Source organism: Pseudomonas sp. TMW 2.1634, assembly GCF_001703595.1.
Lineage (GTDB): Bacteria > Pseudomonadota > Gammaproteobacteria > Pseudomonadales > Pseudomonadaceae > Aquipseudomonas > Aquipseudomonas fragi.
Window position 1 is genome coordinate 2,572,270 of the sequence record NZ_CP016849.1, and the last position, 13,570, is coordinate 2,585,839.

Genomic DNA, 13,570 nt, shown 5'->3' on the forward strand with positions numbered 1-13,570 from the left:
CGAGTTCTACAGCAACTACAAAGTCAGCCGCGACCTGATCGAGCTGCGCAACCTGGCGCAAGTGGCCGAGCTGATGATCCGCAGCGCCATGACACGCAAGGAGTCACGCGGCCTGCATTACACCCTCGACTACCCGCACATGCTGCCCGAGGCCCTGGACACTATTCTGGTGCCAGCCACCTACGCCGGCTGAACTTCAGGCGCACGCGCAAGCGCCGGTGCTGATCCGGCGCCAGCGCGGCGCCCGGGATGCACACCGCCCGCACCCGTCGCTCACCCGCCAGGCGATAGCGCACCAGCACCAGCAGGGGCAGCGCCAGGCTGTCGCGGCGCAGTTGCACCGCCTGCCAGCCCTTGTCACGGTTCCACAACTGCCAGCCATCGGCATCACGGCGCAACCGGGTCATGGCACCGGGATGGGTCAGGCGAATATGCCGTGGCAACACCCAGGCCCCGTGCGCCAGGCACAACAATACGCCGAGCAGGCGTGCCCAGGCAGGAATTGAAAGAAGGCAAATAGCGATCAGCGCCAGCAACTGGGCTGCAAGATACGCCGCCAGCAATTGCCCGCAGGCATGCCAGCGGCATTCAAAATGATTACTTGGGCTGGACACGATCCAGAATCATGCGAACCATGCGCTGCAGCTCAGGGTCCTGGGACTCGCTGCGCTCCATAAACCAGCCGAACATGTCCTGGTCTTCGCACTCCAGCAGCTTGCGATAGCATTCGCGGTCCACGTCATTGAGGGTGGCGTACACCTCCTTGACGAAAGGCACCAGCAACACGTCAAGTTCAAGCATGCCGCGACGGCTGTGCCAGTACAGACGATTGAGTTCAACATCTTCGACCATGGAGCGCTCCTCAAATAGAACGCAAGTATACAGGCCGATCCGCCATAGAACAGTCGGCTTTGGTCGGGCCCGTCTATCCTTTGTGAACTACCCATTTGCAGGGCGCACCTCTATGATGTGTTCCAGACTTATTCAACTGCGATGACCCATGGCCGACTCTGCTTTTTTCTGCACCCTGAACCACGAAGGTATCCTTGCTGTGATCGGCAACGACGCCAGCAAGTTTCTGCAGGGGCAGTTGACCTGCAACCTCAACTACTTGAGCGAAACCCGCTCAAGCCTTGGTGCCCGTTGCACGCAAAAAGGCCGTATGCAGTCGAGCTTTCGCATCGTTCTGCAAGACAACGGCTGCCTGCTGGCAATGGCCCGCGAGCTGGTTGAACCGCAGCTGGCGGACCTGAAAAAGTACGCCGTGTTCTCCAAGTCCAAGCTGACCGACGACAGTGCCAACTGGGTACGCTTTGGCCTGGTCAATGCTGACACGGTGCTGCAAAGCCTTGGCCTGCACCTGCCGGCCGAAACCGACAGCGTTGCCCGCGCTGGCGAACTGATCGCCATTCGCGCCTCACAAGGCCGCGCAGAACTGTGGGCCCCTGTCGAACAGACCGAAAGCCTGGTTCAGCACCTCAAGGCACAGCTGCCCGAGGCTGAGCTTAACCAATGGCTGCTGGGCCAGGTTCGCGCCGGCATTGGCCAGGTCATGGCGCAGACCCGCGAGCTGTTCATTCCGCAAATGATCAACCTGCAGGCCGTAGGCGGTGTCAGCTTCAAAAAAGGCTGCTACACCGGTCAGGAAATCGTTGCGCGCATGCAATACCTGGGCAAGCTCAAACGCCACCTCTACCGTTTGTCCCTTGAGGCGGGGCATGCCGCACCCGCCCCCGGCACGCCGCTGTTTACCCCATCCCATGCCAGTTCCGTGGGCGAAGTGGTACTGGCCGCGAACGCCGAAAACGGTGTTGAGCTGCTCGCCGTGCTGACCAGCGATGCTGCACAAGCCGGGGATATTCACTTGGGTGACCTGCAAGGCCCTGGCCTTTCACTGCTTGAGCTGCCGTATCAACTGGACCGCGATCGCGAAATCCAGCGTTGATTGCCACACATTGAAATGCAGTACCTAGAGAAATGAGCATGCTGGCGCACAGAGTCCAAATGGACTTGCTTAAGGCCATTGATAGAGATGACCTGGTTCTACCCACACTCCCTGAAGTCGCGTTAAACATTCGCAAGGCCGCGGAAAACCCTGAAATCAGCGTCAGCAACTTGAGCAAGGTCATCGGTCGTGACACCGCGCTGTCGGCGCGGTTGATCAAAGTGGTCAACAGCCCGATGTTGCGCGCCACCCGTGAGGTCACTGACCTGCACACGGCCATTACCCGCCTGGGGGTCAACTACAGCAGCAACCTGGCGATCGGGCTGGTGATGGAGCAAATCTTCCATGCCCGCTCCGAAGTGGTCGAGCAGAAAATGCGCGATGTATGGCGCCAGAGCCTGGAAGTGGCCGGCATCTGCTACACCCTGTGCCGCCGTCATACCTTGCTCAAGCCCGACCAGGCGGCGCTGGGTGGTCTGGTGCATCAGATCGGCGTCCTGCCTATCCTGACTTACGCCGAAGAGCACAACGAACTGCTGTCCGACCCGATTTCGCTTAACCATGTCATCGACAGCATTCACCCGCTGATTGGCGACAAACTGCTGGCAGGCTGGGAGTTTCCGGAAATGCTGTTAAAGATTCCTGGGCAATATCAGGACTTTTCCCGACAAACCAAAGCCATCGACTACATCGACCTGGTACAAATCGCGACCGTGTTTATGGGGCAGGACATCGAGGCACTGAGCACCCTGCCCGCCTTCATGAAGCTGAAGGTGGAAGCTGATGACCTGAAGTTGCAGGAACAACTGCAGGAAGCGCGCTGGATGTTTATCTGACCCCCTGAAGTCAGCGCCTGGCGGGGGTCTGTGGGAGCCCGCTCCCACAAGGGGGGGGAGGGCTTGGGCCCAGGCACTTACCCATTCATGGCGCCTGGCTAGCGCCCATTGGCCGGCACAAAACTCACCCGCACGTTCAACCCGCCCTGCGCGCCATCATGCAAACTGATATGGGCCAGGTGGGCTCGACAGATATCGCCCACTATCGCCAGCCCCAACCCAGAGCCGGCCACTTGCTGATTACGTCGATAGAAGCGTTCAAATACCCGTTCGCGATCTTCATGGGGAATGCCCGGGCCATCATCCTCGACTTCCAGTACGGCTGGCGTTGCCACGCGCAAAATCACATTGCCACCCACTGGGGTGTGGGCCATCGCATTGTCCACCAGGTTGCTCAGCAGTTCATGCAGCAGCGTCGGCTCACCGTATAGCCACACCGGCTGGTCGGCCTCAAGCGCCAGGGCAAACCCGCGGGCATGGGCCAGCGGCGCCATCGCCATGCCCAGCTCGCGGGCCAATTGACTCAGGTCGAGCAATTGCGCACCACCCTCGGCAATCGCCCGGGCACCGTTTTCAATGCGCGCCAGCGACAGCAACTGATTGGCCAGATGGGTCAGCCGGTCAGTGCCCTGGGCCGCTTGCTCAAGGGTATTGCGCAAGGTCTGCGGGTCTTTCGCCCGCAACCCCAGTTCAAGCTGGGCCTTGAGTACGGCCAGAGGCGTGCGCAACTCATGGGCGGCGTCCGCAATAAACTGCGCCTGACGGGCGAACTGCCCGCGCAAGCGCTCGGTAAAATGATTGAGGGCCTGTACCAGTGGCCGCAACTCGCGCTGCACCGACTCCAGCGGCAAGGGCCGCAGGTCGTCCATCTCGCGTTCCTCCACGGCACTGCGCAGCCGCTCCAGCGGGCGCAATGCGGCGCTGACGGCAAACCACACCACCAGCAACGCCCCCAGCCCCAGCATGCCCAGGCGCAGCAAGGTGTCCGCCATCAGGCTACGGGCCATTGCCACCCGCGCCTCGTCGGTCTCGGCTACACGGATTTCCGCCATGCCGTTCATGCCGGGTTCGCTCACAGCCTTGAGCAAGCTCACCACACGCACGTTCTGGCCCAGATAGGTGCCGTTATAGAACCGCGCCAACGCCGGATAATCATCGGTGCGCGGCGTACCTGCAGGCGGCGCGGGCAGGTTTTCATAACCGGAAATCAGCCGCTGGTGGATATCGTTGACCTGATAGTAAATACGCCCGGCGCTGTCGTAGGCAAAGGTATCGAGGGCAACGTAGGGCACATCCGCACTCAGGCTGCCATCACGCTGCGACAACCCGGCGGCAATGGTGCGCGCCGATGCCAGCAGGGTACGGTCATACGCCGTGTCGGCGGCCTCGCGACCGTTGAAATAAGCACTCAAACTGCTCGCCAGCATCAACACCACCAGCAACAGCGTCAGGTGCCACAACAGGCTCCAGCGCAAGCTGTCGAGTTTAAACATCGCGGCCTTCCAGCAAATACCCCAGGCCCCTGAACGTCACGATCGCCACCGCCTGGCCGTCGAGTTTTTTGCGCAGGCGGTGAATGTAAATCTCGATGGCATCCGGGCTGGCCTCCTCGTCCAGGCCAAACACCTGGGCCGCCAGCTGCTCCTTGCTCATGACCCGGCCAGGGCGTGCAATCAGGGCCTCAAGCACCGCCTGCTCGCGGGACGTCAGGACCAGCAGCTCATCACCCAGGGTGAAGCGCCGGGTTCCGAGGTCGTAGACCAGGGCGCCGCATTGCTGCAGCCGTTCGCCCCCCAGCACGCTGCGACGCAGCAGCGCCTTGACCCGCGCTTCCAGCTCCGTCAGTTCGAAGGGCTTGGCCAGATAATCATCGGCCCCCAGATTAAGCCCGTGTACCCGGTCCTTGACGTCGCTGCGCGCGGTCAACATCAACACCGGCAAGGTTTTGCCACGCGCTCGCAAACGCGCCAGCACTTCAAAACCATCCATGCGCGGCAACCCCACATCCAGAATCGCCACGGCATATTCTTCGCTGCTCAAGGCCAGGTCGGCGGCCACTCCATCGTGCAATACATCCACGGTCAGGCCTGTGCCTTTCAGGGCTTGGGCAACACTCTCGGCCAGCTGCAACTGGTCTTCGACCAAAAGCACACGCATCAGGTTTACCTCTTTTTTTGTTCAGGCCGCAGCCTTTTTGTGCGCGGAGTGTACAGACGACAACGAGGCTGTGAAGGGCAAAAACAGTGAATGTCTATTGAAAGGTTAGCGAAAGGTTGGCCGGTTAGCATCGCGAGACTGACAGCAAACCCTGTCACCGTCATGCCCTGCATAACGGCCCGAAAAACGCCTCGATGCGTTTTCGTCAATAAGAACAATAACGGAGCACCGCCATGCTGAACCATCAGCCCAAGGCCCTTGGCCCCTGTGTTTTCCCCCTATTCGTGACATGACGCGCGGCACCGCCGCATGACGTTCTGCGCCCACGATTTCAAGCCACACCACCTGCCCTATAAAAACAAAAGCTCCTGAGGAGACGACATGAAACTTCCCCTGCGCACCCTGGCCCTGGCGGCCAGCTGCATGCTGTTCACAGGTCAACTGCTGGCCGAACCCAAGCGCCCTGAATGCATCGCCCCAGCCTCCCCCGGCGGTGGCTTTGACCTGACCTGCAAACTGGCGCAAAGCGCGCTGGTCAATGAAAAACTGCTGAGCAAGCCGATGCGCGTGACCTACATGCCCGGCGGCGTCGGTGCGGTTGCCTACAACGCAGTGGTGGCCCAGCGCCCAGCCGATGGCGGCACTCTGGTGGCCTGGTCCAGCGGCTCACTGCTCAACCTTGCGCAGGGCAAATTTGGTCGGTTCGATGAAGGCGCCGTGCGCTGGCTGGCTGCAGTCGGCACCAGCTACGGGGCCATTGCAGTTAAAAACGACTCGCCCTACAAGAACCTCGACGACCTGGTTCAAGCCCTGAAGAAAGATCCGAGCAAAGTTGTAATCGGTTCAGGCGGCACCGTGGGCAGCCAGGACTGGATGCAAACCGCCCTCATCGCCAAGGCGGCCGGGATCAACCCCCGCGACCTGCGTTATGTGGCACTGGAAGGCGGCGGCGAAATCGCTACTGCATTGCTGGGTGGGCATATTCAGGTAGGCAGCACGGATATTTCCGACTCCATGCCCCATATCCAGAGCGGCGACATGCGCCTGCTCGCCGTATTCGCCAACGAGCGCCTCGATGAGCCGGAAATGAAGGACATCCCGACGGCCAAGGAGCAGGGCTACGACATTGTCTGGCCAGTGGTACGCGGTTTCTACCTGGGGCCAAAAGTCAGCGATGCCGAATACGCTTGGTGGAAAGACGCTTTTGACAAGCTGCTGGCCTCCGAAGACTTCGCCACATTGCGCGACCAGCGCGAATTGTTCCCCTTCGCCATGACCGGCCCGGAACTGGACACCTATGTGAAGAAGCAGGTGGCTGACTACAAAGTCCTGGCCCAGGAATTCGGCCTGATCCAGTAACCGCCGCCGACCACTGGCTGTGCCCTTGCTCATGGGGCACAGCCCAGGAGTGAACCATGCTTGCACAACGCATTTTTGCCTCGGCCCTGCTGCTTGTCTGCGCCGGTTTGGCGGCGATGGCCTGGCCTTATCAGGCAGCCTTTTCCTACGAGCCCGTGGGGCCTCGCGCCTTCCCTTTGCTGATGCTGGCGCTGATGGGATTGGGGCTGGTCTATATGATCGTTCGCCCTTCCCCCGTCGTACACAGCGAAGATGACCCCAAACTGGACCGTGAAACCCTGACCAAGATCGGTCTGTGTATCGTGCTGTTGCTGATCTTTGCCGGCACCTTCGAACCTCTCGGTTTTATCCTCAGCAGCATCCTGGTCGGCATCCCGCTGGCGCGTCTGTATGGCGGGCGCTGGCTGCCCAGCAGCGTGATCATCAGCCTGGTGAGCGTTGGCCTTTATCTGCTGTTCGATAAAGCGATGGACGTTCCACTGCCGCTTGGCCTGCTCGAAGTTCTGGAGAACTGATATGGATACGTTTGGCTATTTGGGCCAGGGCTTCGGCGTCGCGCTCAGCCCGTACAACCTGGTCACGGCCCTGTGCGGCACGTTGATCGGCACCGTGGTCGGCCTGCTGCCGGGGCTTGGACCCATCAACGGGGTCGCCCTGCTGATCCCCATTGCCTTTGCCCTGGGCTTGCCGCCGGAATCGGCGCTGATCCTGCTGGCTGCGGTGTACCTGGGCTGTGAATACGGCGGGCGCATCAGCTCGATCCTGCTGAACATCCCGGGCGAAGCATCGACCGTGATGACCACCCTCGACGGCTACCCGATGGCGCGTAAAGGCCTGGCGGGCGTAGCGCTGTCGTTGTCGGCCTGGAGTTCGTTTATCGGCGCCTTTATTGCCACCTGCGGCATGGTGCTGTTTGCTCCGCTGCTGGCCAAATGGGCGATAGCCTTCGGCCCGGCGGAATACTTCGTACTGATGGTGTTTGCCATTGTCTGCCTCGGTGGCATGGCCGGGGACCGCCCGCTCAAGACCTTTATCGCTGCGCTTATCGGCCTGTTTCTGGCCTGCGTGGGGATTGATGCCAACAGCGGCGTCTACCGTTTCACCGGGGACAATATCCACCTGACTGACGGCATTCAGTTTGTCGTGCTGGTACTGGGCCTGTTCTCCATCAGCGAAATCCTGCTGCTGCTGGAAAAAACCCATCGCGGCCAGGAAGCGGTAAAAGCCACCGGGCGCATGATGTTCAATTTCAAGGAAGCGTCTGCGGTATTCGTAGTGAATATCCGCTGCGGCTTGCTCGGTTTCATCATGGGCGTACTGCCGGGCGCAGGAGCCACCCTGGCCAGCGCCGTGTCCTATATGACGGAAAAACGCCTGGCGGGGGCTTCAGGGAAATTCGGCGAAGGTGACATGCGCGGCCTGGCAGCTCCTGAAACCGCCATCGGTGCTTCGGCCTGCGGTGCCCTGGTGCCGATGCTGACCCTGGGCGTGCCGGGTTCGGGCACCACGGCGGTGATGATCGGCGCGCTGTCGCTGTACAACATCACCCCTGGCCCGCTGCTGTTTCAACAGCAACCGGATATCGTCTGGGGCCTGATTGCATCCTTGTTTATCGCCAACGTCATGCTGGTGATTCTCAATATTCCGATGATCCGCATCTTTACCCGGATTCTGTCGGTACCTAACTGGGCGCTGGTGCCAGCCATCGCCATCATCACGGCAATTGGTGTCTATGCCGTACACGCCACCACCTTTGACCTGTTCCTGATGATCGGTATCGGCATTTTCGGCTACATCCTGCGCAAGCTCGACTTCCCGCTGTCTCCGGTACTGCTGGGGTTCATTCTGGGCGGGTTGATGGAGCAAAACCTGCGGCGCGCCCTGTCGATCTCCAACGGTGCGCTGGAAATCCTGTGGGCCAGCCCGATCACCATGGGCGTCTGGGTGCTGACGGCAATCATGCTGCTGCTTCCTGTCATGCGTATCTGGCGTAAACGCAGCGCCCAACGCCGCGCCCTGGCCAATGCTTGATTCCCATTTCAAGCACTGGTGGGGAACGCCGCTGGTCGGTCTGGCCGGCGGCTACCTCGCCAGCCTGATCGGCTGGCCGTTGCCGTGGATGGTTGGCTCGTTGCTGGCGATCATCCTGGTGCGTTGCCTGACCCCCTGGCAACTGGCCGAGATCCCGGGGGGACGTAAATGCGGGCAGTGGATTGTGGGCATCGGTATCGGCCTGCATTTCACTCCGGTGGTGTTGGAACAGGTGCTGGCGCATTTCTGGCTGATCCTGGCAGGTGCCTTGCTCACCAGTGTGTCGAGCGTGATCGGTGTATGGCTGATGCGCCGCAGCGGTGAAGACCGCGCCACTGCGTTTTTCTCCAGCATGCCTGGCGGCTCGGGAGAGATGGTCAACCTCGGCGCACGCAATGGTGCCGTGCTGAGCCGCGTCGCGGCGGGCCAGAGCCTGCGGGTACTGGCCGTTGTGCTGTGCGTTCCGGCAGCCTTCAAGTATCTGCTGGGCGAAGGCACACCCGCCTTGCACCCCGCTGCTATCAACCCTTACTGGCTCGCGGTGCTGTTTCCGGCAGGCGCGTTGCTGGCCTGGATCTGGCAACGCTTGCGCCAGCCCAACCCGTGGTTGTTCGGGCCGCTGCTGGTCAGTGCCAGCGTGAGTATTGTGTGGGATTTGCATATCGGCCTGCCGGACGGCAGCAGCCAGGCGGGGCAATGGCTGATTGGCAGTGGCCTGGGCTGCCACTTCAATCGGGCATTCTTTCGGCGGGCGCCATCATTTATCGGCAAAACCCTGCTGGGCACAGCCCTGACCATGTTGATCGCCAGCCTGTGCGCACTGGGCCTGAGTGCCCTCACCCAACTCGACCTGCGCTCCATGACCCTGGGCATGATGCCGGGCGGCATTGCCGAAATGAGCCTCACCGCAGAAACATTGCAACTGTCAGTGCCCTTGGTCACTGCCTTGCAGGTGATGCGCCTGATCTTCGTGCTGTTTTTGGCTGAGCCGCTGTTTCGCTACTGGGCGCGCCAGGATCAAGCCGACCCTGGCTGACCGGCGCTGGCACCCCGGCATTCTCGCCGGGTGTGCCTTGCACCGCTGGGCATTGGCTTAAACCGGCGGTAATTTCCAGTCGATCGCCGACAGGCCGTTTTGCTCAAGAAACTTGTTGGTTCGACTGAAATGGCCGTTACCAATAAAGCCTCGATAAGCCGATAGCGGCGAAGGGTGAACCGAGGTCAGCACCAGGTGCTTGGTCGCATCGATCAGCTTTTGCTTGCTCTGCGCATGGGCACCCCACAGCAGGAACACCAGCTTGGGCTGCTGCTCGCTGACCACCTGGATAATCCGGTCGGTAAAATGCTCCCAGCCTTTTTTGGCATGGGAAGCGGCATTGGCACGCTCTACCGTCATCGTCGTGTTGAGCAGCAAAACGCCTTGCTCGGCCCAATGCTGCAGGCAGCCGTGGGGAGCAATATCAATGTTCAGGTCACGCTTGAGTTCTTTATAGATATTGACCAGCGAAGGCGGTGTCGGGATACCGGGCTGCACTGAAAAACACAGGCCATGAGCCTGGCCGGGGCCGTGATAAGGGTCCTGCCCCAGAATCACCACCTTGATCTTGTCCAGCGGTGTCAGGTTCAGGGCATTGAAAATAAGCGGGCCAGGGGGGTAGATCTCTTTCCCCGCCGCATGCTCCTGGCGCAGGAACTCGCGCAGTTCGGCCATGTAAGGTTTATCGAACTCCTCACGCAATGCCTGCTTCCAGACAGGTTCAAGTTTTATACGGTCATCCGACGTCATGGCTACATCCTGAAAAACAATGGGGCGGACACTAGAAAAGGCCGCCCCGGTTGTCAACATCCCTATCGGCCCCACCAGCCATTACCGTGGCCGGGGCCAGTGCCGGGCCGATGCTCGGAGTGATGGTCACGATCCCGGTCATGGCCCCTCGGTGGCTGATAGTAATGCGGCCCCTGATAGCCTCGAGGCCCCTCATAAAAACGTGGGGGCGGGGCATAGTAGTCACGCGGGTACACATAATACGGGTGATAACCACCATAGTAATAAGGCGCCGGTGCTGTGTAGATCTCGGAGCGGTAATAGCCAGAACCGCCCGAGTAATAAGGTACGCAAGCAAACAGTGAAAAGCAGATGCCAATAATGTAAAGCAGGCGACGGTACATGGCGGCCTCCTGGACCGCGAAAGGGCACACCCAGCGACGCTGGGAGGCGGCGAACAGCAACGCTGCCCGACACCTTTTAAGACCATAAAAATGGCATTAAGTGCCCGCTTGTAAAGAGCGCCTGCCGCAGATCAACAAAGGGGCCTACCGCCCCTTGCCTGCCCCCTCACGCAAAGGCTGTGATAGCGATCTTTGGTAGCGAACCTTCGCGAGCAGGCTTGCTGCCACTGTTGAAGTTTTTCTGAAATAGCCATACCCACACAGGTTTAATCCACAATGGATAAAGCACAGGCGCTTGCAATGGCGGCATTACATTCGTAAACAACCAGCCCGAGGCCACTTTCAACCGGACGCCAGTTTTCAGTGTTGGCAAGCCGCATTGAGCGCTCACTTGCAGCACTTTGACGATAGTGCAGGTTGACCCGGGAGCGGTCGCGAGCTTTATATTCACAATACCCGATCCGCCCAACAGCACCTGGCTGATTGTCTTGCGGGTAAAAAACCGCGCCCTCAAACGTTTCCAGCTGCGAAGGCACTGCGGCGCTGGATACCGCGACCCATTCATCCCCGGCCCGGCTGCTTGGAGCCGTGTAAACACCGGCCCGCAGCGTCACATCCCCGGCCGCCGGGCAACTTTCAGTGCCACCGGCCAACGCGATGGCCGAATAAAACAGCGTACACACAAAAACATAAACAACTTTCATACACCGCCACCCCTGCACAAGATGTTTAAAAAATATTGAATAAGGCAGCTATCAACTGCCCGCCTGTTCAATACTAATCAATCACCCTCTTTTAACAATGCAGTTATTCGTAGCCAATTTCCGATAATTATGCGCGATATTTATTAATATCTATGAGCCGCCAACTTTCGTACAGCCCACCTATAAAAAACTGATCTCGCAGTATTAAATTACACACTCCTCCTTGAGGGTTTATTATAGTGACACTGAATACCTGCCGGACACCCCGACATGACCGCCTCTGACATTTGCCCTGCCTGCGGCGCCCGCAACGACTGCTCGATGGCAAACCCTGAGACCGTTGCGCAGCCCTGCTGGTGCTACGGTGTGAGCATTGACCCCGAGGTCCTGCGCGCCCTGCCCCTTGAACAGCGCGACCTGACCTGCCTTTGCCCTCGTTGTGCCCGGGTGCAGAGCCAATTGCCGCCAGCACCGGCAGCCTCCCTCACGTAAGATGCACCCCTGAATTTCTAGTGATGGATCGTCATGCGTGTAGACCGCTTTCTCAGTAACTTGCCCCAGTTCAACCGCCAACAAGTGCGGTTGCTCCTGATAGAGAAGCGTGTCCGGGTTGACGGGCAGGTGATTGCCGACCCGCACCACGAAATCCGCGCATTCAGCCGTATCGAACTCGACGGGCAAGTACTGCAGGCAGGCAAGCCGGCCCGCTACTTCATGCTGCACAAGCCGCCGGGGTGTGTAAGCGCCACCCGGGACCCGCAACACCCCACCGTCCTCGACCTGCTCGATGAGCCCGACAAGGACGAGCTGCATATTGCCGGCAGGCTGGATTTCAATACCAGCGGGCTGATGCTGATCACCAATGATGGCCATTGGTCGCGCCACGTCACCCAACCGCAGACCAAGATGCCCAAGGTGTATTACGTCGAAACCGAGCAGGCAATCACCGCGGATTACGTCAGCAAATTCGCCGAGGGCATCTATTTCGCTTTCGAAGACCTGACCACCCAACCCGCCGAACTGCAGCTGCTAGGCCCCTGCTGCGCCCGCCTGAGCATCGTTGAGGGGCGCTACCATCAGGTCAAACGCATGTTTGGCCATTTCAACAACAAGGTGGTGCGCCTGCACCGCGAGAGCATCGGCCCCCTGCTGCTCGACAGCCAGCTGGCTCCCGGCGAATATCGGCCGCTGAGCGAGCAGGAAATACAGCAGTTCCAGCCCCCCAGGCTCTGCCTGTAACAATCGCCCTGCAGCATCAGTCAGACCGACGCTCGATTCACTGGAGTCTGACGCCATGCTCAAGCCCGAAATTGCCGTGCTCGACATTCAAGGCCAGTACCGTATTCATACCGAGCTGTACCGTTGTGACAACGCCGAGCACACCATCATCCTGGTCAATGGCTCGATGGCCACGACGGCATCCTTCGCCCACACCCTGAAAAACCTGCACCCGTATTTGAACGTGGTGCTCTACGACCAACCTTACGCGGGCAAATCAAAACCTCATAACCCTCATCAGAAAATGCTGACAAGGGAACTGGAAGCCCATGTGCTGCTGGAGCTGATTGAGCACTTTGATGCCCAGTATCTGCTGTCATTTTCATGGGGCGGCACGGCCGCGCTGACCGCACTGGCAGCAACGCCACGGCGTATTGAAAAAGCCGTGATCAGTTCGTTTTCCCCTTTGATCAACGCTGCCATGCGCGATTATCTGGAGCGTGGCCGGCATTGCCTGGCCGCCCGCAACCGCACTCAGGTCGGCCACCTGGTCAACGACACGCTGGGCAAGCATTTGCCTTCGCTGTTCAAGCGTTTCAACTTCAGGCACGTCAGCAGCCTGGCCGAGCATGAATACGCGCAAATGCACTTTCATATCGAGCACATGCTGAGCAGCGACCCGTCGTGCTTTCTCAGGGCCACCCAAGGTATCGAGATACCGGTGCTGTTTATCAATGGCCAATGGGACGAATACACCGTGGCCAGCGACGCCCGGCACTTTGCACGAACGATTGCCAACAGCCAGTTTGTCAGCCTGGAGAACACCGGGCATTTTCTCGACATGGAACACAAAACCGCCAGCCATATCAGTAAAAACGCCCTGCTCGATTTTTTACAACCGACACCGCTTCAGCCCCCCTCTCTGTCCTTGTGAGGAGGTGCAAAGCCAATAACAGGGCAAAAATCATACATTTGCAGAATAAAACTTCTCATCAAGGCCGACTTCTGGTACAAAGTCAGCCGCTCTGAGCGGGTGTCGTATAATGGTATTACTCCAGCTTCCCAAGCTGATCACGCGGGTTCGATTCCCGCCACCCGCTCCACTTTTGCTTCCATGCAAATCCTCGAATACCTGAGCGCAAGCATCCTTT

At 59.5% G+C, this 13,570-nt stretch carries 16 protein-coding genes, 1 tRNA gene and 1 pseudogene; 11 read left to right on the forward strand and 7 right to left on the reverse strand.

Features of this window, described 5'->3' with window-relative positions:
• Position 1: 1 nt before the first annotated feature.
• A pseudogene (locus tag BFC21_RS12180) lies at positions 2–193 on the forward strand (L-aspartate oxidase); the annotation flags it as partial.
• Here BFC21_RS12180 and BFC21_RS12185 read toward each other — a convergent pair.
• Both BFC21_RS12185 and BFC21_RS12190 read right to left on the reverse strand, forming a co-directional pair.
• Positions 162–614 carry a hypothetical protein gene (locus BFC21_RS12185; protein ID WP_088377986.1) on the reverse strand — a complete coding sequence of 151 codons (453 nt, stop codon included), beginning with the start codon at positions 612–614 and terminating at the stop codon, positions 162–164. The pseudogene BFC21_RS12180 and the gene BFC21_RS12185 overlap by 32 nt on opposite strands.
• A complete protein-coding gene (locus tag BFC21_RS12190; RefSeq protein WP_016782035.1) occupies positions 598–852 on the reverse strand; it encodes a succinate dehydrogenase assembly factor 2 in 255 nt (84 codons plus the stop codon). The genes BFC21_RS12185 and BFC21_RS12190 overlap by 17 nt, the downstream gene beginning before the upstream one ends.
• Positions 853–1,000: 148 nt before the next feature.
• On the opposite strand from BFC21_RS12190, the gene BFC21_RS12195 reads away from it, so the two are divergent.
• Positions 1,001–1,945 carry a folate-binding protein YgfZ gene (locus BFC21_RS12195; protein ID WP_088377987.1) on the forward strand — a complete coding sequence of 315 codons (945 nt, stop codon included), beginning with the start codon at positions 1,001–1,003 and terminating at the stop codon, positions 1,943–1,945.
• Positions 1,946–1,977: 32 nt separating this feature from the next.
• Complete coding sequence (locus tag BFC21_RS12200) at positions 1,978–2,781, forward strand: HDOD domain-containing protein (RefSeq protein ID WP_029611552.1); 804 nt, start codon at positions 1,978–1,980, stop codon at positions 2,779–2,781.
• A gap of 98 nt (positions 2,782–2,879) precedes the next feature.
• Here the strand turns inward: BFC21_RS12200 and BFC21_RS12205 are convergent, their stop codons facing one another.
• Together BFC21_RS12205 and BFC21_RS12210 are read right to left on the reverse strand one after the other, a co-directional pair.
• The gene (locus BFC21_RS12205) at positions 2,880–4,274 is read right to left on the reverse strand and encodes a sensor histidine kinase (protein WP_088377988.1); all 1,395 of its coding nucleotides are present in this window, start codon (positions 4,272–4,274) and stop codon (positions 2,880–2,882) included.
• A complete protein-coding gene (locus BFC21_RS12210) occupies positions 4,267–4,938 on the reverse strand; it encodes a response regulator (protein WP_016782031.1) in 672 nt (223 codons plus the stop codon). Before BFC21_RS12210 ends, BFC21_RS12205 begins: the two co-directional genes overlap by 8 nt.
• Before the next feature lie 381 nt (positions 4,939–5,319).
• On the opposite strand from BFC21_RS12210, the gene BFC21_RS12215 reads away from it, so the two are divergent.
• Genes BFC21_RS12215 through BFC21_RS12230 form a run of 4 tightly spaced genes read left to right on the forward strand, consistent with a single transcriptional unit; the run spans position 5,320 to position 9,364 of the window.
• Positions 5,320–6,297 carry a tripartite tricarboxylate transporter substrate binding protein gene (locus BFC21_RS12215; protein WP_095004606.1) on the forward strand — a complete coding sequence of 326 codons (978 nt, stop codon included), beginning with the start codon at positions 5,320–5,322 and terminating at the stop codon, positions 6,295–6,297.
• A gap of 56 nt (positions 6,298–6,353) precedes the next feature.
• A complete protein-coding gene (locus tag BFC21_RS12220) occupies positions 6,354–6,812 on the forward strand; it encodes a tripartite tricarboxylate transporter TctB family protein (protein ID WP_016782029.1) in 459 nt (152 codons plus the stop codon).
• A gap of 1 nt (position 6,813) precedes the next feature.
• Positions 6,814–8,328 (forward strand): tripartite tricarboxylate transporter permease, encoded by a 1,515-nt coding sequence (locus tag BFC21_RS12225; protein ID WP_088377990.1) that lies wholly within the window; start codon positions 6,814–6,816, stop codon positions 8,326–8,328.
• A complete protein-coding gene (locus tag BFC21_RS12230) occupies positions 8,321–9,364 on the forward strand; it encodes an AbrB family transcriptional regulator (protein WP_088377991.1) in 1,044 nt (347 codons plus the stop codon). The genes BFC21_RS12225 and BFC21_RS12230 overlap by 8 nt, the downstream gene beginning before the upstream one ends.
• 57 nt (positions 9,365–9,421) lie before the next feature.
• Here BFC21_RS12230 and ung read toward each other — a convergent pair whose 3' ends face one another.
• From ung to BFC21_RS12245, 3 genes are all read right to left on the reverse strand, one after another.
• Positions 9,422–10,114, reverse strand: coding sequence for a uracil-DNA glycosylase (ung, locus tag BFC21_RS12235; protein ID WP_088377992.1), 693 nt, complete (start codon positions 10,112–10,114; stop codon positions 9,422–9,424).
• A 62-nt stretch (positions 10,115–10,176) separates the two neighbouring features.
• Complete coding sequence (locus BFC21_RS27215) at positions 10,177–10,497, reverse strand: hypothetical protein (RefSeq protein ID WP_162939324.1); 321 nt, start codon at positions 10,495–10,497, stop codon at positions 10,177–10,179.
• Positions 10,498–10,763: 266 nt separating this feature from the next.
• A complete protein-coding gene (locus tag BFC21_RS12245; RefSeq protein WP_088377994.1) occupies positions 10,764–11,201 on the reverse strand; it encodes a DUF3757 domain-containing protein in 438 nt (145 codons plus the stop codon).
• A gap of 270 nt (positions 11,202–11,471) precedes the next feature.
• On the opposite strand from BFC21_RS12245, the gene BFC21_RS12250 reads away from it, so the two are divergent.
• The 4 genes from BFC21_RS12250 to BFC21_RS12265 all read left to right on the forward strand — a co-directional run bounded on the left by BFC21_RS12250 (position 11,472) and on the right by BFC21_RS12265 (position 13,522).
• The gene (locus BFC21_RS12250) at positions 11,472–11,693 is read left to right on the forward strand and encodes a cysteine-rich CWC family protein (protein ID WP_088377995.1); all 222 of its coding nucleotides are present in this window, start codon (positions 11,472–11,474) and stop codon (positions 11,691–11,693) included.
• Between the two features lie 33 nt (positions 11,694–11,726).
• A complete protein-coding gene (locus BFC21_RS12255) occupies positions 11,727–12,440 on the forward strand; it encodes a pseudouridine synthase (RefSeq protein WP_088377996.1) in 714 nt (237 codons plus the stop codon).
• Positions 12,441–12,495: 55 nt separating this feature from the next.
• Positions 12,496–13,353, forward strand: coding sequence for an alpha/beta fold hydrolase (locus BFC21_RS12260; RefSeq protein ID WP_088377997.1), 858 nt, complete (start codon positions 12,496–12,498; stop codon positions 13,351–13,353).
• A 95-nt stretch (positions 13,354–13,448) separates the two neighbouring features.
• Positions 13,449–13,522, forward strand: a tRNA-Gly gene (locus BFC21_RS12265).
• The last annotated feature ends 48 nt before the right edge of the window (positions 13,523–13,570 follow it).

Coding starts and splice junctions, on each gene's coding strand:
- BFC21_RS12190 (WP_016782035.1), bottom strand. CDS start 852: ATGGTCGAAGATGTTGAACTCAATCGTCTGTACTGGCACAGCCGTCGC.
- BFC21_RS12195 (WP_088377987.1), top strand. CDS start 1,001: ATGGCCGACTCTGCTTTTTTCTGCACCCTGAACCACGAAGGTATCCTT.
- BFC21_RS12200 (WP_029611552.1), top strand. CDS start 1,978: ATGAGCATGCTGGCGCACAGAGTCCAAATGGACTTGCTTAAGGCCATT.
- BFC21_RS12205 (WP_088377988.1), bottom strand. CDS start 4,274: ATGTTTAAACTCGACAGCTTGCGCTGGAGCCTGTTGTGGCACCTGACG.
- BFC21_RS12210 (WP_016782031.1), bottom strand. CDS start 4,938: ATGCGTGTGCTTTTGGTCGAAGACCAGTTGCAGCTGGCCGAGAGTGTT.
- BFC21_RS12215 (WP_095004606.1), top strand. CDS start 5,320: ATGAAACTTCCCCTGCGCACCCTGGCCCTGGCGGCCAGCTGCATGCTG.
- BFC21_RS12220 (WP_016782029.1), top strand. CDS start 6,354: ATGCTTGCACAACGCATTTTTGCCTCGGCCCTGCTGCTTGTCTGCGCC.
- BFC21_RS12225 (WP_088377990.1), top strand. CDS start 6,814: ATGGATACGTTTGGCTATTTGGGCCAGGGCTTCGGCGTCGCGCTCAGC.
- BFC21_RS12230 (WP_088377991.1), top strand. CDS start 8,321: ATGCTTGATTCCCATTTCAAGCACTGGTGGGGAACGCCGCTGGTCGGT.
- ung (WP_088377992.1), bottom strand. CDS start 10,114: ATGACGTCGGATGACCGTATAAAACTTGAACCTGTCTGGAAGCAGGCA.
- BFC21_RS27215 (WP_162939324.1), bottom strand. CDS start 10,497: ATGTACCGTCGCCTGCTTTACATTATTGGCATCTGCTTTTCACTGTTT.
- BFC21_RS12245 (WP_088377994.1), bottom strand. CDS start 11,201: ATGAAAGTTGTTTATGTTTTTGTGTGTACGCTGTTTTATTCGGCCATC.
- BFC21_RS12250 (WP_088377995.1), top strand. CDS start 11,472: ATGACCGCCTCTGACATTTGCCCTGCCTGCGGCGCCCGCAACGACTGC.
- BFC21_RS12255 (WP_088377996.1), top strand. CDS start 11,727: ATGCGTGTAGACCGCTTTCTCAGTAACTTGCCCCAGTTCAACCGCCAA.
- BFC21_RS12260 (WP_088377997.1), top strand. CDS start 12,496: ATGCTCAAGCCCGAAATTGCCGTGCTCGACATTCAAGGCCAGTACCGT.